Below are 24,692 nucleotides of genomic sequence, written 5' to 3'. Positions count from 1 at the left end.
ACATTCTCGGCAAGCGCAACCTGGGCGGGGGCGGTCACTTGCTCTCCAGCAAGGGCTCGGGCGTCGGATCGCCTGCCTCGACGAGGGGCAGCAGGTGATGACGGGAGCTGACGGAGCCGTCGCCGTTCATCACGATGCCCTGCTTGAGGAGCTGGCGGGTGAAATCCTCCCTGGCGCGGTAGGTCTTGTCCTCATCGGACAGGCCTTCCGAGGTCAGGCCGAGGTAGACGGCGATGCCCTGGGCGCGCTTGCGCTCGGCGAGGGTGATGATGTCGGACAGCTGCGGCGGCTGGTAATTCTCGACCTTCTCCGCGCGGCGGGCCCACTGGGTGTCGTGGGCGACGTACATCGGGTTGAGGCGGATCGTCAGCGGAATGCCACGCGCGGCGCAGTGCTCGTGCAGGTAGTCGATGGAGGACTCGGCCTCGGCCCACGCCTCCTCGTCGGTCATCACCGGGTCCGGCTTGAACAGGACGTACGCGGTCAGCTCGCAGTCGGCCTCGGCCACCACGTCAAGGCCGCGCAGGAAGACGTCCAGGGGCTCGCGTTTGCCGAGCACCCGCTCGCGCAGGTCCTCGTCGAGGGTTTCGAAGCCAGTGAGGATGTCGAGTTGCTTGCCGCTGTTCTGTGCTATCTCCTTGAGCTGTTCGGCGCGCAGGAACTCCAGGCGGGACTCCAGCACGATCTTGCGCACGCGGGGGAGCTTGCGGGTGGCAGCGGTGATCTGGATGAGTGCGTCGGCGGGGAAAGTGGTCTGGTCGAAGACGGAGCCCTCGTTGGCGATGGTGACGCGCTCGAGGACGCCGAGCGCATGCTTGTCTTCCTCCAGGACATACCGAAACTGGGCGAGAACCCCTTCCTTGGGAATCCATTCACGCGACGATTTGAACGGCAGAGCGCAGAATTTGCACTGGTAGCGGCAGCGCTTGGTGTTGAACAGGATAGCGAGGTCCTGTTCACCAAGGAAATTACGGTGCAGGAAGAAGTGAGGACGGTCGGAGGCGGGTGCCGATTCACCCATGGCCTTGGGTGGACCGAAGGTGCGGTAGAGTCCGCCGAGGAAATCGTCGAGCGGGACGGTCATCGGTTTCCCTTTCTCTTGAGCCGGTGCTTTTTCTTTCGGTCCGGCGCTTCGTAAGGCGTGGGAGCGTCTTCAAGTCGGAACGAGGGTGCTTTCCGCATCGGGCGTGGTGTCGGCGGGGCGCAGAACACGGCGGGGCCAACTCCGGCTCAACGTCGTGAGAATGGCCGACGACGAAGTACCTGTCCTGCGGGCCGCTCGGTGCCAGGTTTGCGAGCATGCCGTACATTGACGCGAAGTAGACGCGCTGCCCCGCGGCGGTGCAGAGCACGACGAGAAAGACAGGAACCGGACCGTCGGCGTGGAGCTAGGCGGCCATGGCGGCCATCTGTAGGGATAAGCCGACGACGAGGCGATGGGATCCGGCCTGCCCGATCCAGGCGTTCACGAGCGTGGGGAGCGCCACTGTCAGGCAGGTGGCGACGGCCAGAACAGTGCCGATCACTGCCTCGGACAGGCCGAGTACGCGCATCGGGTAGAGAACGGAAACGGGAAGGAAGACCCCCGTCCCTACGGCACCGACTCCCGTGACCGCGCAGGTTGCGCGGATTGACCGTGCGACCGACCGGGGTCGCGCCACTGCATTGATGGACCAAAAGGCTCCGCTGTTCGGCGGCGACTGGATACTTTCATCGCCGCTTTTCCGCCCCCCCTTTTTCGGTGCCCTCTGAATTAATCGCTGTTAACGATGCTGTCGACGTTATGGCAACGAGCGGACAGTGCCGCCCTGGAAGTCCGAACAGTAGTCTGTGCAGCCCTCACTATGGCGCACTTCCCGCCGCGTGATCAAGAGGCTGCACGCCGCCTTCCTGAACGCGCACTGGTAAGTTCCCTCGATACCTGTTGGGCCGGATCGGTACAATCAGCAGCACTGGGAACGTTTATGGCCTTCCGGGGCGAACTCGGCTCCGGTGGACAGGATACTTTCACGGTGCGACCTGGCTGCGGTCTCCGCGGCCAACACTCACGACAGCGAAGCGCTGAAGCTCGTGGTGGAGGGCGCCCAAGGAGGCACGGGCCTGTGGAGCTCGGTTATTCATCGCTGCTGGTCGAACGCCACCAACGGCATGCAGAGAGCTGAACCATGTGTGGATGATCGTGTCGCTTCTGTACCAGGTGACTCGACGCCTTCTCCGCACTGCTGAACACCCTCGCGGCGAGCGCGGCCACCGACTACCTGGCCGGCAAGGACGTGACCAGCGAGCTGGTGCAGGCCCAGGCGACGATCGAGAGCTACACCACCGCCTTCTGGTGGTCGGCGGGCCTCTTCGCCGTCGGCGCGGTGATCGCCCTCGCTCTGTTCCGCCGTGGTGTCCCCGCGTGGGACGCGGACGCCGCACCGGTCGCGCACATGTGACCACCACCGCCGCCGCCACAACGACTTCCTGAACCGAAGGGGCGCCGTCCGCGGGGAGACGGCGGCCCTTCTTCCTGCCCGCCCTGGCCGTCCTGGGCGTGTGCGCCGGCCACGCGGCCATCGTCTGTCCACGCCCGGCGCCCGGCCGGGCAGCGCAGAGCGCGTTGCCCGGCCGGTCAGACAGCAGCTCCACGGCATGGGTGCCCATGTCGTAGCAGGGGCCGGGAGCAGGAGCGCCATCGCGGTCCGCGCGCCACCGCGCTGCTCGCCGGCATGGCCATGAGCGGGCTTGAGCCGACTCCTGGGTACGGCGGCTCACTGCGCGGCGTGGTGGGTGCGGCGGAAGGCACCCGGCGTCGTCCCGGTGTGGCGGGTGAAGAACTTGCCGAAGTTGGTGGGTTCGGAGAAGCCCAGGCGGCGGGCGATGATCGCGACCGGCTCGTCGGTGTGGGCGAGCAGCCGCTGGGCCTCAAGGGCGACCCGGGCGTCGATGACCTGCTTGACGGGCTGTCCGGTGGCAGCCAGGCAGGCGCGGGTGAGGGTCTTGACCGTGTAGCCCAGACGGTGGGCGTAGTCCTCGGCGCGGCGGGTGGTGGCATAGGAGCATTCCAGCTGGGCGCGGAAGCGGGCGTAGACCTCGCCGCCGGCGTGCGGGTCGCCGTTCGTCCCCGGCTGCGGCAGCCGGTCGATGTGCAGCAGCACTGTGGCGAGCAGAAGCTGGAGGATCTCCTGCGACACGGTGCCGTCCGGGCGGGTGAACTCGGCGCGCACCCTGCTCAGCAGGGCGGACAGGGCGGCGTACTCGTGGCCGGTGCCCAGTTGCCGGCAGACGGGGCCGTACCACTCGCGCACGACGCGGTCGGTGCCGGCCAGGTGGGGAGGGAAGGTGGGGGTGAACAGCAGGTGGGTGCCGGTCATGGTGCCGGGGCGGCCGAAGCGCTGGACCTGGCCGGGGCGGATCCACAGCAGTGTGCCGGGGCGGCAGTGGTAGGTGACGAAGTCGACGGCGTGTTCCCCGCTGCCCTCGGTGATCAGGGTGACCGTGTGGAAGTCGACCCGATGGACGCGCTGGAGGCTGCCGTCGGCCATCCGCTCGTGCAGGCTGGCCAGCTCGGTCAGCTCGAACCCGGCGACCGGCGCGGTGGGCGGGTTGAAGCCGAACCCGGGGATCGATCCGTCATGGGTGGTGGCGGCGGCTTCGGAGGCCGACATGGAGGACCTCGCTCATGTCCGTCTTTGACCATCAAGGGTCTCCAGCTTATCTCGCGCAGTCGTGGTGCACGGGCGACAGTGTAAGCAACGACGGTTGATCGGATACCGCCCGACCAGGAAGAAGCGCAGCATGAACGGTACTGTCACGGTCATCGAGAAGGGCGCCGTCCGCGTCCACAGCTACATGGCACCGGACGACAGTCTGAATGTCACCACCCAGCTGATCGAGACCCCGGCCCGGATCGTGGCCGTCGACGCGCAGTACGCGCTGGGGTACGCCGACGAGGTCGTCGCTTACGCCAAGGGGCTGGGTAAGCCGATCGACCGGTTGATCGTCACGCACGCCCACCCAGACCACTTCCACGGTGCGGCCCGCTTCGGGGCGCCCGTGCACGCGCTGCCCGCCGTGCGCGACCAGATCGTCGCCCAGGGCGACGCCCAGGACCCGACCGGCACACTCGTCCCGGTCACCGACGTCACGCCGACCGTCGAGATCAGCCCCGGTACCGAGGTCATCGACGGCGTGCCGTTCGTCTTCGAGGCCCTGACAGGCGGCGAGGCGGCCGACGAACTCGTCATCAGGCTGCCCGAGCAGGGCGTCCTGGTCGCCCAGGACCTTGTCTACCACGCCACTCACCTGTTCCTGGGCAACAACGACATCGACGGCTGGCAGAGGGCCCTCGACGCCCTGGCCGCCGACACCTCGTACGACACGATCCTGGCCGGGCACGGCCTGCCCGCCACACCGGCCGTCTACACCGAGTTGCGCGGCTACCTCGCCGCCGCGCGCGAACTGCTCGGCGACGACGGTGAGGCGTACAAGAAGGCGATCCTGGAGCGCTACCCGTCCTACGGCGGCCCGTTCCTGATCGACATCGGCAACCAGTACCTCTTCGGCGCGCAGGGCGCCTGAACTGCCATACAGGACCCTGAATCGCCGTACCGGACAAGGAAAGAGAACAAGGACGATGAGCAGGATCGTGGTGTTCGGAGCCGCCGGAAAGGCCGGCTCCCGTGTCGTCGCGGAGGCTGCCGCACGCGGTCATGAGGTGACCGCGGTGGCCCGGGACCTCTCCCGGATCGCTTCCGTGCCCGCCGGGGTGCGGTTGGTGTCCGGCGATGTCACCGATCCCGGAACGGTTACCGACCTGGCCAAGGGCGCCGACGCGCTGGTGCTGACCGTCGGCGGGCCCGACGCCCACTTGTACACCGATGCCGTGGCGTCCGTCGCCTCAGCCGGGCGGGCCCTCGCCCCGGCCGGGCCTCGCATCCTGCACATGGGCGGCGGGGCCAGCCTTCTCAACGCCGATGGTGTGCGCTTCTTCGACGCGCCTGGCTTCCCGGAGGAATTCAAGCCCTACGCCATCGGCCAGATCCAGGCCCTCGACGCCTACCTCGGCCTTGGTGACGACGTCACTTGGACCTACCTCTCCCCGCCGCCCGTGCACTTTGCGCCCGGTGAGCGCACCGGCCGCTACCGTACGGGCCTGGACCACCCGGTCACCGGCGAGGACGGCCAAGCCCGCATTTCCTATGAGGACTACGCCGTCGCTGTTGTGGACGAGATCGAGAACCCCCGGCACCTCAACCGCCGCTTCACCGTCGGCTACTGAAGCCGTCACCCGGCGACTCCTCGTAGCAGACCGCAAACGACATCCAGGCGGCCGGGTCGGCACGACTGAGCCTCCGCCAACTTGAAGGCGCAGGTCGAAGGGCTGGTGTGACCCGTACTCGGGGGACTCACCCTGGTCGTGGGCGGCAGTCCGCGGAGAAGATCGTTCGTCAGGGGCCGCTCTCCTTAGAGCTCGTAACGCGATCACGATCCGGTCTTCTTGAGGCGTGTCCAGCAGATGAGGCTGCAAGCCAACGAGACGAAGGCGTCGTGGAGTTCGATACGTCGTTCCCAGCGGACCGCGAGGCGTTTGAACTGGTGGAGCAGGGCGAAGGTCTGCTCGACGACGTAGCGGAGCTTGCCCAGGCCCTTGATGTTCGGGGAGCCCTTGCGGGAGATCACCGCCTGGATGCAGCGGCGTCGCAGCTCACCGCGCACAGCCTTCGAGTCGTACGCCTTGTCGCGGGTCGTCGGCGGTGCGCGCCCCGAAGGCGCGATGTCCTTCGGGGCGCGCGGCAGGGGTTCGGGTTCAGGCGTTGTAGCCACCGTGGGCGTCCAGCACCGCGCCCGTGACGTACGACGCGGCGGGGCTCGACAGGAAGGCGATCGCCGCGGCGATTTCGTCGGGGTGCCCCATGCGTTGCAGGGACAGCGAGCTGACCAGGGCCTTGAGGGTCTCGGGGCCCGGCCCTTCCATGCCTCCCTCCATCAGTCCGGCTTCCACGACGTTGGCTGTGATGTCCCGGGGCCCCAGGTCCCGTGCGACCCTGTGCGACTCTGTCGCCCGATTCGGTCGGCCTGGTGAAACCGGTGGGCCGCTCACGACGAACGCGCAGGTGAGGCTGATCGAATCAGGTCTCACCACGATTCGGGCGACAGAGTCCTGGCCGTTCAGAAAACCATCGCTGCTGGTCAGGCCGCGTAACTGTGCTCATTGATGAGGCTGCCGAAGATGCGCGTGCGGTGTAGGTGTGGCGGGGTGCTTGTGCCAGCCAAGACTGCGTCGAACGACTTGGTGTACTTGCTGTCCCTGTCGTGGACCAGGAAGCTGCGACGGATGCGCTTACGGGAGCACCGCGTTGACGCTTGGCGGCTGCCGTGTGTGGCCTCGTAAGGAGCTTGACAGCGCTGCGCTTGCCGATAACTTCATCCGTGCAGGTCATGCGGCATGCTGGTATTCGTGGAGGAGGCCGCCGAGGCGATCACGTCGTCGTATGTCGAGGCGGGCTAATGTGTCCGGATTGTCGATCGGCGCAGGTAATGGGTGCAGTGGGCGGGCGTTGGCGATGCCCTGGTGTGGTCGGTGTCCGTTGTAGAACTGCTCGAACTCGCGCAGGGCGTGGAGCAGGTGCCGGTGATTCCAGATCAGAGTACGGTCCAGGAGTTCCCGTCTGCAGGTCTGCACCCACCGTTCCATGATCGAGTTCATTCTCGGCATCTGAACGCCGCTGAGGACGACCTCGACCCCCGTATCCACCAGGATGGCATCGAACAGGTCGGGGAACTTCCCGTCCCGGCCCCTGATCATGTAACGCGCCCGGCAGCCTACGTCCTCAAGATCCATGACGAGATTCTTCGCGGCCTGTGCCACCCACGCTGAGGTCGGGTGCGCGGTGGCACCCAGGACCCGGATCCGTCGACTGGCATGCTCGATGACGGCCAGCACGTACATCCGAGCCCCGGACAGCGTGACCGTTTCGAAGAAGTCACAGGCCAGCAGGGCCTCGGCCTGGGGAGCGCAGAAAGTCCGCCCACGTGCTGGAGGACCGCTCGGGTGCCGGATCGATGCCGGCCTCCTGCAAGATCTCCCAGACGGTGGAAGCGGCCACCTTCACGCCCAGGACGAGCAGTTCACCGTGCAGGCGCCGGTACCCCCAGCCAGGGTTCTCCTGCGCCAGGCGCAACACCAGGGCCCGCACCGAGTGCACGGTCCGAGGCCGTCCCGAGCGCCTGGGCCGGGAGGCGACAGCATGGCGGCGTGCAAGAAGGTCACGGTGCCAGCGCAGCACCGTATCCGGACGCACCAGCAGCCGCACCCCGCGGAGCACGTCCCTGGGGAGCTGGTGCAGCAGCGCCGCCAGAAATGCCCGGTCGCTCGGGGCGAACCGCACCCGCTCCCTGCCGAGTTGGCGCTCCAGTACCATGATCTGGTGGCGCAAGGCTGGTATCTCGACAGTCTTGCCTCGATCGCCCATCGGTAGCAGGCGCAGCATGGCGAACGCATTCGCCACGCCCAGGTAGGCCAGTCGCAGCAACACGGTCGATCATCTTGCCTCGGTAAGCGCCAGCCTCGCGAGAGCGCCCGCTCGGGCGACTACGCCGGTCGACCTCCCGTACACCGCGCACACCGCCTCCCACCAGGGCGGATGATATTTTCGGCAAGCGCAGGGTCACCCAGCTCGCCCGCAATCTGCTCATGGACCTCGGAGACAGAGCTGGGTGCTTCCGGTTCCTCATCCGCGACCGGGACAGCAAGTTCACCGCCGCATTCGACGCCGTCTTCGCCGGCAACGGCATAGCCGTCATCCCGACTCCGCCGCAGAGCCCGCGGTCGAACGCGTTCGCCGAACGATGGATACGCACGGCCCGCGCCGAATGCACCGACCGACTCCTCATCACCGGCGAACGACACCTCCGTGCTGTCCTCACCACGTACGCCGAGCACTACAACACCGGACGGGCCCACCGCAGCCTCGATCTACGAGCCCCGGACGACCACCCGAGCGTCATCCCCCTGCCTGCTGCCGTAGTTCGACGGCGACAGCTACTCGGCGGCCTGCTCAACGAGTACCACACCACGCTACCCCAACGACTTCTCCATCCACAGGAAACGCCCAGCTCAGCGGCCTGATCGGGATATTGACACCCTTCAGGCCGCTATGTGAGCGCGGAGACCGCAGCGTCCTTCACCGGCAGAGTCGCCGGGGTCTACGCCAAGGACGGAATCGTCGACGTGGACTGGTTCACGTACGAGGGGCAGGACGCGAAGCGCTGACGCTCCGTCGCTGGAGCGCTTTGCGGGCCACGGCAGAAACGTGGTGTCGGACGATCCGGTAGCAGTCCATCGTTCGGAGCCAGCACGGCGACAGTTCCTGCACACTCAAGTGTCGACCTTGCTCGCCGTCGACTTCTGGTCTGCACATAACCCCGCCACCTGCGCCCGGGTTGTCCGTCCTCGATCACTCGCGAGGACCGTAAAGCCCTGGATCGTGCGCTCTCGGGAGGAAAGCCAGTTCAGATCGCGGGAAGCGTGTGGAGCAGTTGCTCGGTCCAGATGGTCTTGCCTGAAGCGCCGTATCTGACCCCCCAGCGGTGCGTGAGGGCACTGATGAGCTGAAGGCCGCGGCCGTCCTCGTCGGTGTCGGAAGCCCTGCGGATGTGGGGGGTGGTGAGGCTTCCGTCGGAGACCTCGCAGAAGAGACTGCGCCCGCGCAGCAGACGCAGGGCGACGGGACCCCGCGCGTGGCGCACGACGTTTCCGAGGAGTTCACTGACGACGAGTTCGGTGGTCATCACAAGATCGTCGAGATGCCAGAGGGGGAGTTGCCCACGGACCAGTTCACGTGCCCGGTGCGCCGCCGTGGGAGCTGTGGGAAGAGGCCATACAGCGACGTTCTCGGCCGTCAGCGCATGAGCGCGTGCGAGGAACAGCGCGGCGTCGTCCCTGCCCTTCTTCTGGGTCGGCAGAAGGGCGGACACTATGGTGTCGCAGAGGGTCTCCAGGCTGGGCTGGTCCTCCTTGCCTATCGCCGCGTCCAAGATTCCGGTGAATCGGTCGACGCACTCGTCGATGTCCTGGCCGGGTGATTCCACCAGCCCGTCGGTGAACAGCGCCAACAGGCTGTTGGCCGGTACTTCGATCTGGACGACGTCGAACGGTGGTGTGGCGGCGCCCAGGGGAGAGTTCGTGGGGACCTCGGGGATGTGCACGGTGTGATCGGGGTGGATGACGACGGGCGGAAGGTGGCCGGCGGAGGCGAACTCGCACAGGCATGTCGTGGGGTCGTAGACGGCGTACAGACATGTGGCGTAGGAGTCATCGCTGAGGTCGCTGACGAGATCGTTGAGATGGGTGAGAATCTCGTCGGGAGGGAGTTCGAGTTCGGCGAGGGTGCGTACGGCCGTGCGCAGGCGCCCCATGGTGGCCGCTTCTGACAGCCCGTGGCCCATGACATCACCGATGACGAGCGCGGCGCGTTCGGCGGACAACTCGATGAGGTCGTACCAGTCACCGCCGACATCGAGGCGGCGGTCGGCCGGCAGATAGCGCGCGGCGGCGCCGATCGCGAGCAGCGGGGGAAGCTTCTGCGGCAGCAGGCCACGCTGTAGTTCCTGTGCGCGGTTGTGCTCCGAGTCGTAGAGCCTGGCGCGCTCGAGTGCCTGGGCGATGAAGCCGCTGAGTGCGGTGAGCAGGGTCCGTTCCTCGCCGCTGAGCGGTTGCCGCCCGGCGAAGTCGATCACGCAGCATCCGGTCACCTGGCCGGAGACGATCAGAGGCAGGAAGGCCCAGGACTGGTCCTCGTCGGTGACGAGGACCTCAGCGGAAAGCGGGTAGCGCGCCCTGTGCTCCTCCGTGGACGTGATGAACAGCGGAACACGGGTGGTGAGGACTTCCGCCACGGGAGCGGTGAAGGGTGGGCCATGTGCCCGAAAGACATCCAGTTGGGTTTCGCCGTATCCGATGGAGCCGACGACGCGAGGGGAGCGGTCCTCCATGGTCAGGACGGCCAGCCTGGTGGCTCCGAAAGGTGCGAGGACGTGCTCCGCCGTCGCCTCCACGACGTCCCGCATGGTGATGGCCTCGGCAAGCGCCCCGGTCAGGCGCGCGATACGCGCGGAGCGTTCAGCGGCGCTGCGTTCCGCGGCCTCCCGTTCCGCGTTCCTGATTTTCCTGTCGGTGATGTCGGTCGAGTAGATGGTCAGCCCTTGCGGCACCGGCACCAGGCGCAGGCCGTACCAGCGCTGGTTGGCGGACGAGCACAGCTCGGTGCTCACCGGCCTGCCCTCCGAGATCGTGCGCCGGCACATCTCCTTGAACCCGGGTGTCTGTGCGGCGGGGATGGCCCACAGCGAGCGGTCTCCGGTGTCGGGAACCGGTCCGAGTGCCCGCTCCGCTTCGGGGTTGGCGAATGTGATTCTCCAGTCGGCGTCGACGGCAGCGAATCCGTCCGTCATGTGCCACAAGGCATGATCGACGGCGTCCCTGGCGGCCCGAGTGTGGGTGGTGTCCCACACCGTGCCGACCATGTGCGCCGGCTCTCCGTCCGGACCTATGATCACCCGGCCACGGGCCTGCGCCCAGCCCGAGGTCCCATCGGGGCGCCGGATGCGGTACTCGACCCTGTAGAGACTGCGAGTACGGATCGCCTCGTCAGTGCCCGCCATCACCCACGGCAGGTCATCGGGGTGCACCATGTCCACCCAGGACTCGATCCGCCGGTCGTAAGTGTCGGGATCGATGCCCAGCACCCGCATGGCCTGCTCGTCATACAGAAGCTCGCCGGTGCGGATGTTCCAGTCCCAGGACCCCACGCTGACCGCCTTGGCGGCCTCGCTCAGCCGGGAGCCGCCGTCCTGTTCCAGCCACCATTCGGACGAGGCGCCGCGGGGAGCGGTGAGCGAGCGGCCCAGATGCCGGGCGACGAGGTGGGCGACCTCTTCCAGAAACGAGCACTCTTCGGCCGTCGGCTCCTCTTCCAGACAGATGACGGACAAAGTGCCCAGTACTCGCTCCTGCGACACCATCGGGACCACGACGATTCCGGACACGGCCGCACTTCCCGAGTGTTCCGGAAGCGGGTCCGTGCCGGGGTCGCGGCCGCTGTCCCGGGTCCGTATCGGCCGCCATCGGCACTTCCCGTCCAGCATGCGGTCGACCGGGCTCGTCGGATGCCGGACAACGCGGTCCTCCCATTGCCGCGCTTGCGTTGCGGGCAGGCTGTCGACGGCGAGCAAACGCAGCCCCGCCCCCGCCCAGGGGCCCGTCAGATGTGCCATGCTGCCCAGGCCTCCGAGTTCGGCGACCACATGGTGCAGGGCGCAGCTCAAGGACTCGGACTCCGTGACGTCCTCACCAAACGCGGCAAGCGCGCGAAGCCTGTCCTCCCTGGACCAGCGTGTTATCCGTTTCGTGCTATGCGTGTTTCGTGCCATGGACTGCTACCGATCATCGGCCTGGCCGGGCTGCGTAGGCGAAGCAGAGGTCCGCTTGCGCATCTAAAATTATGCTATAAGGAGCATCTGGGTGGTAATCGCGTCATGAAATGTATTGGCCGACGCGGGGTTAATCAGTGCTCTGAAACACCGGCGCCGCCGCCCACGGCAGCGGCGGGGGTTCGGATGGGCGCCCTCGCTGGGCATGTCCCCGTCCGACGGCGTCGGCCGCTACTGAGGGGTGGAACCCGGTGCCCGAGGTGGGCTGACAGCGGCCGTGCCAAGGGCGGCCAGTTGAGTCCTGGCTGATGGCCGGAGAGAAATGGCTTTCATCCACTTGTCGCGAAGTGGTGACGCAGGGTGATGGAAAGGATCGGTCGGTGTAGAGGACGCGGCGGCGAAGTAGATCGAACCCTGCGCGATCCTGTTGCCCATTGTGGTTATGCGGTGAGGGTGTGCTCGAGTCGGGTGAGGTGGCTGGTGCGGGTGCGGTCCAGGGGGCGGTCGTTCACCAGGCATTCAGGCGGATCAGGTTGAGTGCGACGGCGGAGTAGATGTGTTCGAGGTGGGTCTTCGCCAGGCCTCGGTAGCGTGTGCGGCGTGTGCCGGTGACAGCGGTGGCCTGCCGGATGGTGCCCTCGATGCCGGCGCGTAGGGCGTAGTCGGTGTTCCAGTCCCTGGTCTTCTGCCGGGCTCGGGGTGTGCCGGAGTGTCTCGGTCATCTGTCTGGGATGGAGGGAGAGTTGGCGGCGGTTCTTCTTCGCGGTGGTGCACTGGGGTTTGAAGGGGCAGGGGATGCGGTCGAGGGCGGCGAAGGTGACCACGGTCTTGGGGATACCTTCGCTCACGACGGGGTTCCAGGTGGCGCTGGTATGTCCGGCGGGGCAGGTGGCCTTCCCGGCTTCCCAGTCGATGGTGAAGTCGGTGGCGGCGAAGTCTGCTTGGGCTTTGGCCTGCCGGGAGGTGTCCAGCAGGACCGGCGTGATCAGTGCGATGCCGTAGGTCTTCACCGAGCCGTGGATGAGTTCGGCGGTGGCGTAGCCGGAGTCGGGACAGTGCTCATCGGGGAGCAGGCCGCGTTGCTAGAGCGCGTGGTGGACGGCGTCGAGAGCCTTGCTGTCCGGCACTGTGGAGTGGGTGGTGGCGATGTTCGTGATCAGGTTCGGGTGTGTGCGTTGTGGGGCTCGGATATTCATCGCTGCTGGTCAAAACGCCACGGCCTCCGCGTAGCGCTGCGATCCTGGTTGGATGGTCGTGTCGCTTCTCTACCGGATGACTCGACGTCTTCTCTCCGTCCCACCAGTGCTCCTACAGCGGGACACCTCGAAGGAAGCTGAGCTTCTCGTCCTGCGGCACGAAAACGCTGTGCTACGACGCCAGCTGCAGGGGTGGGCACGGTACGAGCCGGCGGACCGTCTCTGGTTCGCAGCCCTGTCCTCGCTGATCCCCCGCCGCCGCTGGGCCAAGGTCTTCCCGGTCACACCGAGCACGCGGCTGGCCTGGCACCGCAACCTCGTCGCCCGCCGATGGGACTACTCCCGACGACGCCGAGGTCCCGGAAGGCCGCCCACGCAGGCCGCCGTCAAGAACCTCGTGCTGCGCCTTGCCCGTGAGAACAGCCGATGGGGCCATCGCCGGATCCAGGGCGAACTGGCCCGGCTCGGACACCCGATCGCCGCCTCCACCGTCTGGCAGATCCTCCACACCGCAGGAATCGACCCCGCACCACGCCGCACCGGCCCAACCTGGTGCGAGTTTCTCTCCGCGCAGGCCACCAGCTTGATCGCCTGCGACTTCCTCCATATCGACACGATCAGCCTGCAACGTCTCCACGCTCTGGTCTTCCTCGAGCACCGCACCCGGCGCCTGCACATCGCCGGCGTCACCGCACACCCGACCACTGCATGGGCCACCCAGCAGGCCCGCAACCTCGCCACCGACCTCGGCATACGGATGGACTCGCTGCGCTTCCTCATCCGGGACCGCGACAGCAAGTACACCGACGCCTTCGACGCCGTGTTCCAGGCCGAGGACATCGAGATCGTCAAGACGCCGGTCCGTGCGCCGAAGGCCAACGCCCACTGCGAACGAGTGATCGGCACTCTCCGCCGAGAAGTCCTGGACCACATACTCATCCTCGGTGAAGGTCACGTGCGCCGGGTCCTGGCCACGTACCAGAGGCACTGCAACGCGCACCGCCCCCACCGGGCCCGATGCCAACTACCTCCCCAAGCTCACGGACAACCACCTCCAGTCCTGAAGCCGGCCAGCCGCAAAGTCCTGCGCACTCGCGTCCTCGGCGGTGTGATCAACGAGTACAGATATGCCTCTTGACCAGGAGCGACGATTATTCGAGCCCCGCAGGCAAGACTGCCCTCCGCAAGGGCGCAGCTACCGGACCGGACGGTGCGTCTGCGTCCGCGGTGTTGGATGTTCCGCTGCCGGTCAACGACTGCACCGGCGACGAGGACGGCTACTGGTACGCCACCCGCACCATGCAGTGCCAGATCGACCCAAATGTGAAGTACTCCTACTACAGCAGCGACAACAAGCTCCTCGGCACCGCCCTGTTCGCCACCGCGCAGCAACTGGACTTAGCCACGAAAAGCCTGCAGCGGACTGAGACCGACCAAATCACCATGCTGTCCTCTACCGGAACACTGCCTGCCGGTCTGAGCGTGTCATGGACCACCAGCTGTTCCTCCCCCTGCGCCCCTGGAACCACGAAGCTCTGGACCTCGGCCCCCATCAGCCTCGGCCAGAACCTCAAGAAGACCTACACACTCACTGACCAACCCTCAACGGGCTACGACTACATCGACCTCGACTACCAGCTCTCCATCGGCTCACCCGACGCCATCGACCTGCTGCCGCCGATCACGTGGGGCGGAGCCGAAGTCCGCTGCGACAACAAGATCTCCGTCGCCGACAAGGCAGGATGCGTGGTGCCTTGGTACACCCCGACCCTGCAGATACCCCGGTCTCAGTACGGCTCTTCGGCGGACATGCTCGAGTGGGCCCAGAACAATCTCTCCGGCCACTGGGGACTGCGCGGTACCGGCCAGCCACTGCACCGGCTGAAGAACTCGTCTCAGCAGGCAAGCAACCGTCAAGCCATCTGTGGAACTTCCAAGTTCACCAAGGACCCCAATGTTCAAGACGATACCTGCGACGAGTTCCCCTTCGCCGGCACCTACGAAAGCGGTGCCCTCAATAGCGTCGATCACGGGAAGGACTGCGCGCAGGTGACGGCAGTACGAGCAGACACCAGCGGGAATCTTGCGGTGGACTGGCCCACGGTCACCCCCACGGGGACAGTCAGCGGCAGCGAGAAATGCGTGCGCGGACACATTCCCGGAGCGCTCAACTCGGACGTGGGCTCGGCCTACGGCGTCTTCGTCAAGGACAAGCTGCTTGCGGACAACGACCCGTTCTGGCTGAGGATCACCTTCTGAACGACCGTTCCTGAGGCGGCGAACCGCCCGGCGGTCAGCCCTGCAGGTGCAGAAGGCTGACCGTCGGCAGGGGACTCTTGGCTACCTCGGACGACAGTGCCAGGCCGAACTCACGCTCCAGCATCAGCAACGCAGAAACGGATGGCTCCCAATCGTCGGACTCCCAATTCTCCTCCAGGAAGAATCCTGCATCGGTGAGGGCACGGTTGAGGAAAGAGGGGTCGGCCCCCTCTGCCGGCTGGAAATGCCAGGCGTCGTAATAGGCCAGGAGTTCCCCGGATTGCGCATGCGCAATCCGGGTCGTACTGTCGAGGAGTTTCCAGATCGAGACAGCCTCGGTGCTCATGGACAGGCGGGTAAGCACCAGGGACTGGAGCAGCACGCCGTGATCGTCGACGTCAATGAGAAAGGTCCACTCACCACTGCGACACACCCGCGCCGCAGGCGTCTCCGCACCCGACCCGAAGCGTTGCAACGCCTCGTCGGGCGTGCACAACGGGTACGGCGCCTGATCAGTGACACTCAGACGAGACAGCACCTCGTCCGGCGAGAGCCCGCGCACACACGTGATGCCAAAGTGGTCCCAGGGCACACAGCCGACCAGTGCAGATTCCGTCACTGCCCGTCATCCTTCGGCTCAGCAAATGTTGGCATGTCGCGCCCTACGCCGTTCGCAAAGCCCAGGGCTGACACGCCAGTTCGAGTTGGTCAAGCACACTGTAGCGTTGGTGCCCGTCCGAAGACGGTGCAGCAATATGTCAGGGCATGTTGGTGAGCACGGCTATCGCAGCCTGAAGAATGCCGGGCTGGAGGGACGACCGGGGCATCGACTCGATCGACACGCTGGAAGCGCTGATCCGCTCCGAAATCAAAGCGTTGGCTCCGCCCGGCGCACGCAGGGCGATTGCAAAGTTCGCTGATCGTGCGTTGGCCTCGATTCTTCCGAGGGGTGACGGCGACGTTGTGGACGACTGGCTGCCCGGTATGCCCGTGCCGTGTCGGGACTGGCCGTCGAGTGTCGCTGCGGGGGCGTCGGGTTCCACGGGCCCGAGGGTGGTGCGGTCCTCTCCTCTCCGCTGTCGTCGGGGCGGTGGCCAGCCGTCAGGTGAGGGCCGGAAGCTGGGTGGCCCTGTGCTTGCCGAGAATGTCATCCGCCCTGGTCGGAGGCATGTATCGGGACTGGCGGTCGTCGGTCTCGTCGCTCGGGTAGGCGCTCTCGCGTAGTCGGTGGTTCACGCCTCATGATGTTCGACCGTGCTGCTGCGACTGGCCTACCTGGGCGTGACCAACGCGTTCGTGCTGCTGCGTCTGCTGCCGATGAGCGACCGGGACAAGGATGCGGAGATCCTGGCTCTCCGTCATCAGATCACGGTGCTCGAACGTCAACTCGATGGTGCCCGACTACGGTTCACTCCGAGCGATCGGGTGTTTCTGGCGGCGCTGCTGCATCGGCTGCCGTTGCCGGCTCTGCGGCGTGTGCGGCTGCTCGTGCGTCCTGACACGGTGCTGCGCTGGCATCGCGACCTTGCAAGACGTCGGCATGCCGCCTTATCGCGGCCCAAGCGACCCGGTCGGCCTCGTACCGTGCGGTCCATCCGGATTCTGGTACTGCGCCTGGCGAGGGAGAATCCAAGCTGGGGCTACAGGCGTCTGCACGGCGAGCTGCTCGTGCTGGGAGTGAAGGTGGCCGCCTCGACCGTATGGAAGATCCTCAAGGAATCCGGCGTCGATCCGGCGCCCGGCCGGAGCTCCAGCACGTGGGCCGGCTTCCTGCGCTCTCAAGCTGACGCCCTCCTGGCCTGTGACTTCTTTGAGACGGTCACCTTTTCCGGCGCGCGGATGTATGTACTCGCGGTGATCGAGCACAGCAGCCGTCGCATCCGGATTCTGGGCGCCACCGCACACCCGACCACCTCCTGGGTAACACAGGCGGCGAGGAACCTGGTCATGGACCTCGAGGACGTAGGCTGCCGGGCACGGTTCATGATCCGGGACAGGGACGGGAAGTTCCCAGTCCTGTTCGACGCTGTCCTCAAGGGTGCGGGGATCGAGGTCGTCCTCACCGGTATCCAGATGCCGAGAGTGAACTCGATCATGGAAAGGTGGGTGCAGACCTGCAGACACGAGCTCCTGGACCGGACCTTGATCTGGAACCAGCGCCACCTCCTCCACGCCCTGCGAGAGTTCGAGCAGTTCTACAACTCCCATCGACCGCACCAGGGCATAGCGAACGCCCGACCGCTACACCCACTGCCGTCACCAATCGACGATCCGGACAAGCTAAGCCACCTCGACATACGACGCCACGACCGCCTTGGCGGCATCCTCCACGAATACAGACATGCCGCGTGACCTGCACGGACGAGACATTCGGCAAGCGCAGGCTTCGTCCGAGCGCAATGAGATCCGGCACACCGCGTATGTTGCTCACAACTCCGTCCCATAACCTCGTGCATGGAGACGTCGGATGCCACGTGTATCCACTCTGAGGAGGCGATGGTGTTCGGAAGGGACACGCGGTTGTTCGCGGGCGCCGTGATCGTGGCCTGCATGGTGCTCGTCGGCCCCAGCGCACCAAGCGGCGCGCCCCTCGCCAGGTCACTGCCCGTCGATGCCGTCAGGGGTGTCGTGCCGAACCGGGTCATGACGTGGAACATCTGCAACCCCTGTGAGGAAAGCAACGTCGACCGCGCAGCGGAGATCGCCACGTATGCGCCCCAGGTGATCGGCCTACAAGAAGCGTGCGTGCGTGACGTCGAGAGGATGCGGGACTATCTGGAGGGCTTTTACGGGCTGGTTTACCACGTCGAGTACGGGATGGTTCTTCGGAATTGGGGCCGCTGCGGGGGAGCGCCGTGGAGTCCGGGGGCATTCGGGCAAGCGGTCCTCTCGGCGGCGCCGATGACGAACCCGGTCAACGTGGAATACCCCGACGGCGGATCCGAGGACCGTGGGTACATGGCAGTCACCACCAGTGTGGGCGGCCGGTTCGTCCGGGTCTTCAACACACACCTCGCTGAACGACGTCAGGAGGCAGTCCGGGCAGACCAGACCGACGTACTCGCCGCAGACGTGGCCCGGCACGACCGCGCGATCGTTCTCGGCGACTTCAACGCTGTGCCGGACGCTCCCGAGCTCACAGGGATGTGGGCACTGGCCGCGGACACAGACCCCCAGTGTCATCCCTCGTCTACCGGAACCTGCAAGCCGACCACCGACTGGCAGAGCAAGTTTGACTACATTTTCCTGCGAGGCATCGTCCCGCTCGAGCACCGTGTGCTTCCGACCCCGTACTCGGACCACCACCTGCTGCACACCGACCTGGACCCAACGTGAGTGGGCGCCCGCGGCTTGGAGGTCCATGGCCATATTGCGGGGCGGCCTGGGTGACTCAGGCCGCGGTGGGGTGTGCGGTTGTGTCGAGGATCAGCACGCGGCGGGTGGCGTGCTCGATCACCGCGAGGACGTACAGCGTCGCTCCGGTCAGGGTTTCGGTCTCGAAGAAGTCGGCGGAGAGGATGGTCTGGGAGCGTAGGAAGGTTGCCCGGGTGGTGCGTTGGCGTTCGGGTGCGGGGTCGATGCTGTGGTCCTTGAGGATGTTCCACACGGTGCCGGCGGCACCCCGCTGTGCTGCGGGCGGTGAGTTCGCCGTGGATGCGCCGGTACCCCCGGCTGGATTTCTCTCGTGCCGGCCGTAATACCAGGGCGCGCACGGATCGTGCAGTGCGGGGTTGTCCCGGCCGTTTGGGGCGGGAGGCCTTCGCGTGGCGGCAGGGCAGTAGCTCACGGTGGCAGCGCAGCTGCCCTTGCCGGAAATCTCATCCGTGCAGGTCACGCTGCATGTCGGTATTCGTGGAGGATGCCGCCGAGGCGATCGTGTCGGCGTATGTCGAGGTGGGCTGACGTGTCCGGATCGTCGATCGGTGGGGGCAAGGGATGCAGCGGTCTGCCGTTCGCGATGGCCTGGTGTGGTCTGTGTGCGTTGTAGAACTGCTCGAACTCGCGCAGGGTGGGGAGGAGATGTCGTTGGTTCCAGATCAACGTCCGGTCCAGGAGCTCGCGGCGACAGGTCTGTATCCACCTTTCCGTGATCGAGTTCATCCTCGGTATCTGGATGCCGCTGAGCACGACCTCGATCCTCGCGTCCTTGAGGACGGCATCGAACAGTTCGGGGAACTTCCCGTCCCTGTCCCTGATTCATGAACCGTGCCCGGCAGCCGAGGTCTTCGAGGTCCATGACGAGGTTTTTCGCCGCTTGGGCTACCCAGGATGCGGTCGGATGTGTGGTGGCGCCCAGGATTCGGATCCGGCGACTGCTGTGTTCGATCACTACGAGCACGTACATCCGTGTCCCCGAGAGGGTGACTGTTTCCATGAAGTCGCAGGCCAGCAGGGCATCAGCCTGGGTGCGAAGGAAGTTGGCCCAGGTGCTGGAGTTCCGCTCGGGTGCTGGGTCGATGCCGGCTTCCTTCAGGATTTCCCAGACGGTGGACGCGCCCACCTTCACCCCCAGTACGAGGAGCTCGCCGTGCAGGCGTCGGTACCCCCAGCTCGGGTTCTCCTTCGCCAGGCGCAGCACCAGGATGCGGATCGAGCGCACTGTAGGGGGTCGTCCCGGGTGTTTGGGCCGGCAGGAGGCGGCGTGGCGGCGTGCGACGAGGTTGCGGTGCCAGCGCAGTACCGTGTCGGGGCGTACGAGCAGCCGTGACCCTCGCAGGACGGGCGGTGGCAGCCGGTGCAGGAGCGCTGCCAGGAATGCCCGGTCGCTCGGGGTGAACCGGATCTTTTCCTTGCCGAGTTGGCGTTCCAGCACGGTGATCTGGTGGCGCAGGGCGAGGATCTCCGCGTCCTTGTCCCGGTCGGTCATCGGCAGCAGACGAAGCATCGCGAACGCGTTCGACACACCCAGGTAAGCCAGTCGCAGCAGCACGATCGATCATCACGGCGCGCTGACGGCAGCTGCGCGAGAGCGTCGGCTCAGACGACCGCGGCCAGATTTCGGGAAACCCGATGCACCGGCCCCTACCAGGGCGGATGAGGTTTCTGGCAAGGGCAGCGGTAGCGGGAAGCGGCGTGTCGGATTCCCGCAGCGCGTAGTTGTCACTGAACCGAGCGCGGGGATCGGTGCCTCAGCCCACGAGAGGGCCGATGTCCTCGTCATACAGGTTGATTACTTCGTTGCTGTGCGGGTGCAAGACGTAGCCGCAGTCCAGGCCAGAGGTGGTCCGGTCCGTGGCGGTCATGCACTCTGCGGAGAGCCGTTGGCGGTGACGATGTTGTTCAGCTCGAGGCTGGAGGAGTGCTCGCCGTCGAGGAGTTCCTTGCAGAGCGCATCGGGCGCACTGTCGAGGAGATCGGTTCCCAGGTAGGACCGGCCGACGGCCACGTCGTAGATGAGGTGTTGCGCCATGGCCTCGATGTCGCCGATGAAGCGGTGTTGCTAGGAAGCCAGGGGGAGAGGGACCCCCGGGTCGTCGACGGCATCGCAGCCAAGCGCCGGGTCATCACGTTCGACAACAGGGGCGTCGGCGCTTCCACTGGTTCGACGCCGCGCACCATCCAGGCGATGGCGAAGGATGCCGTCACCTTCATCCGGGCGCTCGGGTTCGAGTACGTAGATCTTCATGGCTTCTCGATGGGCGGCATGATCGCCCAGGTGATCGCGCAGACCGAACCGCAACTCGTCCGCAAGCTGATCCTCACGGGTACCGGTCCTGCAGGCGGCGAGGGCATCAAGAACGTGACCCGGTTGTCCCATCTCGACACCGTCCGAGGACTGCTCACCTTTCAGGACCCGAAGCAGTTCCTCTTCTTCACCCGCACCGCCAACGGGCGTCGGGCCGGGAAGGAGGTCCTGGCCCGGCTGAAGGAGCGCACCCACGACCGGGACAAAGCGATCTTCCTCAGGTCGTATGGTGCCCAGCTCAAGGCGATTCACCGCTGGGGGCTGGAGCAGCCCCACGATCTCTCCGTTATCCACCAGCCTGTACTCGTTGCAAACGGTGAGAGCAACAGGATGGTTCCGTCGAAGAACTCGGCCGACCTGGCGCGGCGAGTGCCGAATGGTGAGCTGGTGATCTATGCCGATGCCGGTCACGGCGGCATCTTCCAGTTCCATCGGCAGTTCGTGGAGACGGCTCTCAAGTTCCTCGAACGGTGACAGGCGCGAAGTGCGGCCATTGCTTGTGCGGATCTTCCAGCTCTTCAGCCGGGCGAAGACGTGGCCGACGGTCACGCCTGCCTCTCGGCTGGTCGGCATGAGGCGAAGTTGGAGAAGCCTCCCGGTGACTCTGGGGGCGGCCGTGAACTGTCCCCCTCAGCGCATGAAGGTGAGGGCGCTCTCGATTCCCTGTTCAAGGACCTCATCGGCGAACTTGCGGTCGGAGAGAGCGCGGGACAGTTGCAACGCCCCCACCATCATGGTGAAGAGCCCGATGGCCTTACCGCGAGCGGACTGCGGATTCTCGGGTGCCAGACGGGCGGCGATCTCTTCCACGATGTCCCGCGCGCCGTCGGTGTAGGCCTGCTTGGGCCCGTCCCCGCAGCGGCCGATCTCGTCGAGCAGGGCGGCGGACGGGCACCCGTCGCCGGGGTGGTCCCGGTGTTCAGGCGACAGATATTCGCGAACCAGGTCTTCGAGTCCCTGGCGGCCAGGCCGCAGAGTGCCGTACCTCGCGACCTGTGTGCGCAGTTGGTCGGCCATGACATGGGCGACGAGATCGTCTTTGGACGCGAAGTGGGCGTAGAAGGCTCCGTTGGTGAGCCCGGCATCCGACATCAGCGTGGAGATGCCCGAGCCGTCGATGCCGTCCTGCTTGAACCGGTGGCCGGCCTTCTCGATGATCCGTTGCCGTGTCACCTGCTTGTGCTCCTTGGCGTAGCGCACCACAAGCTTCCTCCATTCGCTCCGTAAGACCGTTGCCTCGCATCCAAGCCTAATCTATGGGCTGACGCACGTAATATTATGATCGGCAGGCAATTTGCTCGCCCACGCCACCAGTAGCTGCATGCTCTTCCCGGTGCCGCCCTGTCAGGGTGAGGCTCGGCGGCGACCGGTGAATCGGACCTGACCCCCCGATGCACCGATGTCTCATCCCTCCCCCCATCTCATCCCTCCTCGCTGTTGAACGGCGGTGGTTGATGTCTGTGCGGTGATGCCGGCCTCCTTCGTCCTCTGCGCAGAACGCCGGGTACGAGGTGAAGCGGCTGCGGTGCACGTCGGTGGCGCCCCCTGGCTCCTTGGGTCGCCGGGCCGCCGTGCGCCGCAGCCGTGTTGAGGCGCCCGAGGTCGGTTCCCTCGGGCGCCGGGGCCTTCGTCAGGCTTCGTAGGTGGGGTAGTCGGTGTAACCGGCCGCGCCGCCGCCGTAGAAAGTGTTGGGGTCAGGGGTGTTCAGGGGTGCGCCGGCGCGTACGCGCTCGACGAGGTCGGGGTTGGCGAGGGCCATGGTGCCGACGGTGATGACGTCGGCCAGGCCGTCCTCGATGTCCTTGACGCGGGTGGGGATGTCGGCGCCGGCCCGGTTGAGGAACAGCGTCGTCGGCCACAGCTTGCGGAGGGTGAAGAGGAGTTCCTCGTCGCCCCCGTGCCCTACGTGCAGGTAGGCGAGGTTGAGCGGGGCGAGGGCGCGCAGGAGGTGCGGGTAGAGCTCGTGCGGGTCGCTCTCCACGAGGTCGTTGAGCTGGAAGGGGTTGCCGGGAGAGATCCGGATGCCGGTGCGTCCGGCGCCGATCTCGTCGGCCACGGCCGTGGCGACCTCCACCGCGAAACGGATGCGGTTGTCGAGGGAACCCCCGTACTGGTCGGTGCGCTGGTTGGCGCTGGGGAAGAGGAACTGGTTGACCAGGTAGCCGTTGGCCCCGTGGATCTCGACGCCGTCGGCGCCGGCCGCGATGGCCGCGGCGGCGGCGCGCCGGAAGTCGTCGACCGTCGCGGCGACCTCCTCGGTGGACAGCTCACGCGGCTCCGGCATCTCCTGGAGTCCGGACACGGTGAACGTCTGTCCCGCCGGCTTGATCGCGGAGGGAGCCACCGGCTGCCGGCGGTGGGGCGTGTTGTCCGGGTGGGCGATACGCCCGGCGTGCATCAGCTGGATGACGATGCGCCCGTCGGCCCCGTGTACGGCGTCGGCGACCTTGCGCCATCCGGCGATGTGTTCCTCGGTGTAGATGCCCGGGGTCACCGGGTAGCCCTGGCCGTCGGCGGAGGGCTGGGTGCCCTCGGTGATGATGAGCGCGTGCGAGGCGCGCTGGGCGTAGTACTCGGCGTTCAGCTCGGTCGGTACGCCGTCCGGGGTGGCCCGGCTGCGGGTCAGGGGGGCCATGGCGAGCCGGTGCGGCAGCGTGATCTCTCCGGCGACGGTCGGGTTCCACAGGGCGTTGGACATGGGTAATTCCTCAGATGATGGGTGGTGGATTACTGAGAGGCAGAGGCGGGCACCGTGTGGGAGTGGTCGACGGGGGTACCGGGTTTTCCTGCTTCCGAGCCCGGTAACGCACCCGTCATGACCCCTACCGGCCGAGCCGCTGTCGGCGCGATCCATAGAATTACATCCATAATGCTATGCATCGGGGTGGGCGGTCACAAGTGGGGTCCCTGGGGTGGCGGTGATGGCCGGTGCGGGCCCGGGCCGCACCGCAGGCCACAAACGAAAGCCTCCCGTAATACCAGGACAGTCCGGGGCAGGCAGCAGCCTGCTCCGATGTGAACCGACACCCCACCTGGCGGCACCGTGACTTCTAGGGGGCAACGCCCGCTCAAGCCATCGCCGTCGACATCCCCTGTCTCAAGAAGATCCACACTGGCAGCGATGTGTCCGGGCAACACCACTGGCGCCAGTTCGGCGACGACCTCGTACTTCCACACCTCGGGAAGCTCGCGGCGCAAGTGCTGCCGCACCAGGTCGACCAATTTGATCTCGCTCGGGGTGCGAGGCCCCGAGCGAGATCACTGAGGAAGACATGGGCGTCGGTTCCCACCGCTCGCCCTCGGCCAGGCCGCGAGTCAGCCGTTCACGGGGTGTGACCGGCGCGGCGGAGAACAGGGCGCAGGACCTCGATGACGCCGGGGTCGTCCACTGTGGAGGGGATGGGCTCGTCGTGGCCGTCGGCGATACCGCGCATCGTCTTGCGCAGGATCTTTCCCGAGCGGGTCTTGGGCAGGGCGGCTACGACCGAGACATCCTTGAGAGAGGCGACGGCGCCGATGCGCTCGCGTACGAGCTGGACGAGTTCGGCCTCGACCTCGCTCGGTTCGCGGTCGATGCCGGCTTTCAGAACGACGAAGCCGCGCGGTACCTGTCCCTTCAGGGCGTCGGCGACGCCGATGACGGCGCATTCGGCGACGTCGGGGTGGGCGGCCAGGGCCTCTTCCATGCTGCCGGTGGACAGGCGGTGTCCGGCGACGTTGATGACGTCGTCGGTGCGGCCCATGACGAAGACGTAGCCGTCGTCGTCGATGTGGCCGCTGTCGCCGGTGAGGTAATAGCCGGCGTAGGCGGAGAGGTAGGAGGCGACGTAGCGGTCGTCGTCCTTCCAAAGAGTGGGGAGTGCGCCGGGTGGCAGGGGGAGCTTGACGACGATCGCACCGTCGACGCCCGCGGGCGCCGGCTCGCCCGAAGGGTCGAGGACGCGGACGTCCCAGCCCGGCAGCGGGAGGGTGGGGGACCCGGGCTTGAGGGGAGCCGCCTCGATGCCCACTGGGTTGGCGACGATGGGCCAGCCGGTCTCGGTCTGCCACCAGTGGTCGATCACCGGGATGCCCAGAAGATCGCTCGCCCAGTGATAGGTCTCGGGGTCGAGGCGCTCGCCGGCGAGGAAGAGGTG

General features: G+C 66.4%; 20 protein-coding genes and 4 pseudogenes. 9 read left to right on the top strand and 15 right to left on the bottom strand.

What is annotated here, in order from left to right; translation table 11 throughout:
- Window positions 1-34: 34 nt before the first annotated feature.
- Together CCN51_RS25545 and CCN51_RS55100 are read right to left on the bottom strand one after the other, a co-directional pair.
- On the bottom strand, window positions 35-1,084 hold the full coding sequence (locus CCN51_RS25545; protein WP_014173769.1) for a radical SAM protein: 1,050 nt from the start codon (window positions 1,082-1,084) through the stop codon (window positions 35-37).
- Window positions 1,085-1,388: 304 nt separating this feature from the next.
- The gene (locus CCN51_RS55100; RefSeq protein ID WP_158104703.1) at window positions 1,389-1,553 is read right to left on the bottom strand and encodes a hypothetical protein; all 165 of its coding nucleotides are present in this window, start codon (window positions 1,551-1,553) and stop codon (window positions 1,389-1,391) included.
- 660 nt (window positions 1,554-2,213) lie between these two features.
- Here CCN51_RS55100 and CCN51_RS25540 point away from each other — a divergent pair.
- Window positions 2,214-2,438, top strand: a pseudogene (locus CCN51_RS25540) (MFS transporter); the annotation flags it as partial.
- A gap of 315 nt (window positions 2,439-2,753) precedes the next feature.
- Here the strand turns inward: CCN51_RS25540 and CCN51_RS25535 are convergent.
- Window positions 2,754-3,650: a helix-turn-helix domain-containing protein gene (locus CCN51_RS25535; RefSeq protein WP_014173772.1), complete on the bottom strand. Its 897-nt coding sequence runs from the start codon at window positions 3,648-3,650 to the stop codon at window positions 2,754-2,756.
- Window positions 3,651-3,780: 130 nt separating this feature from the next.
- Here CCN51_RS25535 and CCN51_RS25530 point away from each other — a divergent pair, with 130 nt between their 5' ends.
- Complete coding sequence (locus CCN51_RS25530; protein WP_014173773.1) at window positions 3,781-4,563, top strand: MBL fold metallo-hydrolase; 783 nt, start codon at window positions 3,781-3,783, stop codon at window positions 4,561-4,563.
- Between the two features lie 55 nt (window positions 4,564-4,618).
- Window positions 4,619-5,263 carry an NAD(P)-dependent oxidoreductase gene (locus CCN51_RS25525; RefSeq protein ID WP_014173774.1) on the top strand — a complete coding sequence of 215 codons (645 nt, stop codon included), beginning with the start codon at window positions 4,619-4,621 and terminating at the stop codon, window positions 5,261-5,263.
- A 203-nt stretch (window positions 5,264-5,466) separates the two neighbouring features.
- Here CCN51_RS25525 and CCN51_RS25520 read toward each other — a convergent pair whose 3' ends face one another.
- The 3 genes and pseudogenes from CCN51_RS25520 to CCN51_RS25510 all read right to left on the bottom strand — a co-directional run bounded on the left by CCN51_RS25520 (window position 5,467) and on the right by CCN51_RS25510 (window position 7,520).
- The gene (locus CCN51_RS25520; protein WP_107426074.1) at window positions 5,467-5,808 is read right to left on the bottom strand and encodes a transposase; all 342 of its coding nucleotides are present in this window, start codon (window positions 5,806-5,808) and stop codon (window positions 5,467-5,469) included.
- Entirely contained in the window at window positions 5,792-5,986 is a 195-nt protein-coding gene (locus CCN51_RS25515) for an SDR family oxidoreductase (RefSeq protein ID WP_238545284.1), read from the bottom strand. Before CCN51_RS25515 ends, CCN51_RS25520 begins: the two co-directional genes overlap by 17 nt.
- A gap of 435 nt (window positions 5,987-6,421) precedes the next feature.
- Window positions 6,422-7,520, bottom strand: a pseudogene (locus tag CCN51_RS25510) (integrase core domain-containing protein).
- 158 nt (window positions 7,521-7,678) lie between these two features.
- Between CCN51_RS25510 and CCN51_RS25505 the strand changes: the two are divergent.
- Window positions 7,679-8,113, top strand: a complete 435-nt coding sequence (locus CCN51_RS25505) for an integrase core domain-containing protein (protein WP_086860118.1) — start codon at window positions 7,679-7,681, stop codon at window positions 8,111-8,113.
- 383 nt (window positions 8,114-8,496) lie between these two features.
- Here the strand turns inward: CCN51_RS25505 and CCN51_RS25500 are convergent, their stop codons facing one another.
- Complete coding sequence (locus CCN51_RS25500) at window positions 8,497-11,310, bottom strand: SpoIIE family protein phosphatase (protein ID WP_014173781.1); 2,814 nt, start codon at window positions 11,308-11,310, stop codon at window positions 8,497-8,499.
- Between the two features lie 545 nt (window positions 11,311-11,855).
- Window positions 11,856-12,590 (bottom strand): annotated as a pseudogene (locus tag CCN51_RS60125) (transposase); the annotation flags it as partial.
- Window positions 12,591-12,780: 190 nt separating this feature from the next.
- Between CCN51_RS60125 and CCN51_RS25490 the strand changes: the two are divergent.
- Together CCN51_RS25490 and CCN51_RS25485 are read left to right on the top strand one after the other, a co-directional pair.
- Window positions 12,781-13,749, top strand: a complete 969-nt coding sequence (locus CCN51_RS25490) for an integrase core domain-containing protein (protein WP_245881682.1) — start codon at window positions 12,781-12,783, stop codon at window positions 13,747-13,749.
- The gene (locus CCN51_RS25485; protein WP_143675893.1) at window positions 13,746-14,870 is read left to right on the top strand and encodes a hypothetical protein; all 1,125 of its coding nucleotides are present in this window, start codon (window positions 13,746-13,748) and stop codon (window positions 14,868-14,870) included. The genes CCN51_RS25490 and CCN51_RS25485 overlap by 4 nt, the downstream gene beginning before the upstream one ends.
- 34 nt (window positions 14,871-14,904) lie before the next feature.
- Here CCN51_RS25485 and CCN51_RS25480 read toward each other — a convergent pair whose 3' ends face one another.
- Both CCN51_RS25480 and CCN51_RS54445 read right to left on the bottom strand, forming a co-directional pair.
- The gene (locus CCN51_RS25480) at window positions 14,905-15,489 is read right to left on the bottom strand and encodes a DUF6461 domain-containing protein (protein WP_086860112.1); all 585 of its coding nucleotides are present in this window, start codon (window positions 15,487-15,489) and stop codon (window positions 14,905-14,907) included.
- Between the two features lie 139 nt (window positions 15,490-15,628).
- The gene (locus CCN51_RS54445; RefSeq protein ID WP_143675892.1) at window positions 15,629-15,913 is read right to left on the bottom strand and encodes a hypothetical protein; all 285 of its coding nucleotides are present in this window, start codon (window positions 15,911-15,913) and stop codon (window positions 15,629-15,631) included.
- Between the two features lie 211 nt (window positions 15,914-16,124).
- Between CCN51_RS54445 and CCN51_RS25475 the strand changes: the two genes are divergently transcribed.
- A complete protein-coding gene (locus CCN51_RS25475; protein WP_014173788.1) occupies window positions 16,125-17,222 on the top strand; it encodes an integrase core domain-containing protein in 1,098 nt (365 codons plus the stop codon).
- 102 nt (window positions 17,223-17,324) lie between these two features.
- Entirely contained in the window at window positions 17,325-18,206 is an 882-nt protein-coding gene (locus CCN51_RS25470) for an endonuclease/exonuclease/phosphatase family protein (RefSeq protein ID WP_014173789.1), read from the top strand.
- A 55-nt stretch (window positions 18,207-18,261) separates the two neighbouring features.
- Here the strand turns inward: CCN51_RS25470 and CCN51_RS55095 are convergent, their stop codons facing one another.
- Window positions 18,262-18,477 (bottom strand): hypothetical protein, encoded by a 216-nt coding sequence (locus CCN51_RS55095; RefSeq protein WP_014173790.1) that lies wholly within the window; start codon window positions 18,475-18,477, stop codon window positions 18,262-18,264.
- Between the two features lie 224 nt (window positions 18,478-18,701).
- Window positions 18,702-19,800: pseudogene (locus CCN51_RS53505) on the bottom strand (integrase core domain-containing protein).
- Window positions 19,801-20,169: 369 nt separating this feature from the next.
- On the opposite strand from CCN51_RS53505, the gene CCN51_RS25455 reads away from it, so the two are divergent.
- Window positions 20,170-21,030, top strand: a complete 861-nt coding sequence (locus tag CCN51_RS25455; RefSeq protein ID WP_238545285.1) for an alpha/beta fold hydrolase — start codon at window positions 20,170-20,172, stop codon at window positions 21,028-21,030.
- A 156-nt stretch (window positions 21,031-21,186) separates the two neighbouring features.
- Here CCN51_RS25455 and CCN51_RS25450 read toward each other — a convergent pair whose 3' ends face one another.
- The 3 genes from CCN51_RS25450 to CCN51_RS25440 all read right to left on the bottom strand — a co-directional run.
- Window positions 21,187-21,759, bottom strand: coding sequence for a TetR/AcrR family transcriptional regulator (locus CCN51_RS25450; protein WP_014173796.1), 573 nt, complete (start codon window positions 21,757-21,759; stop codon window positions 21,187-21,189).
- Window positions 21,760-22,186: 427 nt separating this feature from the next.
- On the bottom strand, window positions 22,187-23,254 hold the full coding sequence (locus tag CCN51_RS25445) for an alkene reductase (RefSeq protein ID WP_014173797.1): 1,068 nt from the start codon (window positions 23,252-23,254) through the stop codon (window positions 22,187-22,189).
- 625 nt (window positions 23,255-23,879) lie between these two features.
- On the bottom strand, window positions 23,880-24,692 hold an 813-nt coding region (locus tag CCN51_RS25440), incomplete at its 5' end, for an AMP-binding enzyme (protein WP_143675891.1).

The sequence above is a fragment of the Streptomyces milbemycinicus genome, assembly GCF_002154605.1.
GTDB classification, from domain to species: domain Bacteria; phylum Actinomycetota; class Actinomycetes; order Streptomycetales; family Streptomycetaceae; genus Streptomyces; species Streptomyces milbemycinicus.
Note: the sequence above shows the minus strand (reverse complement) of the source record. Positions and strands in the feature narration are given on the sequence as shown.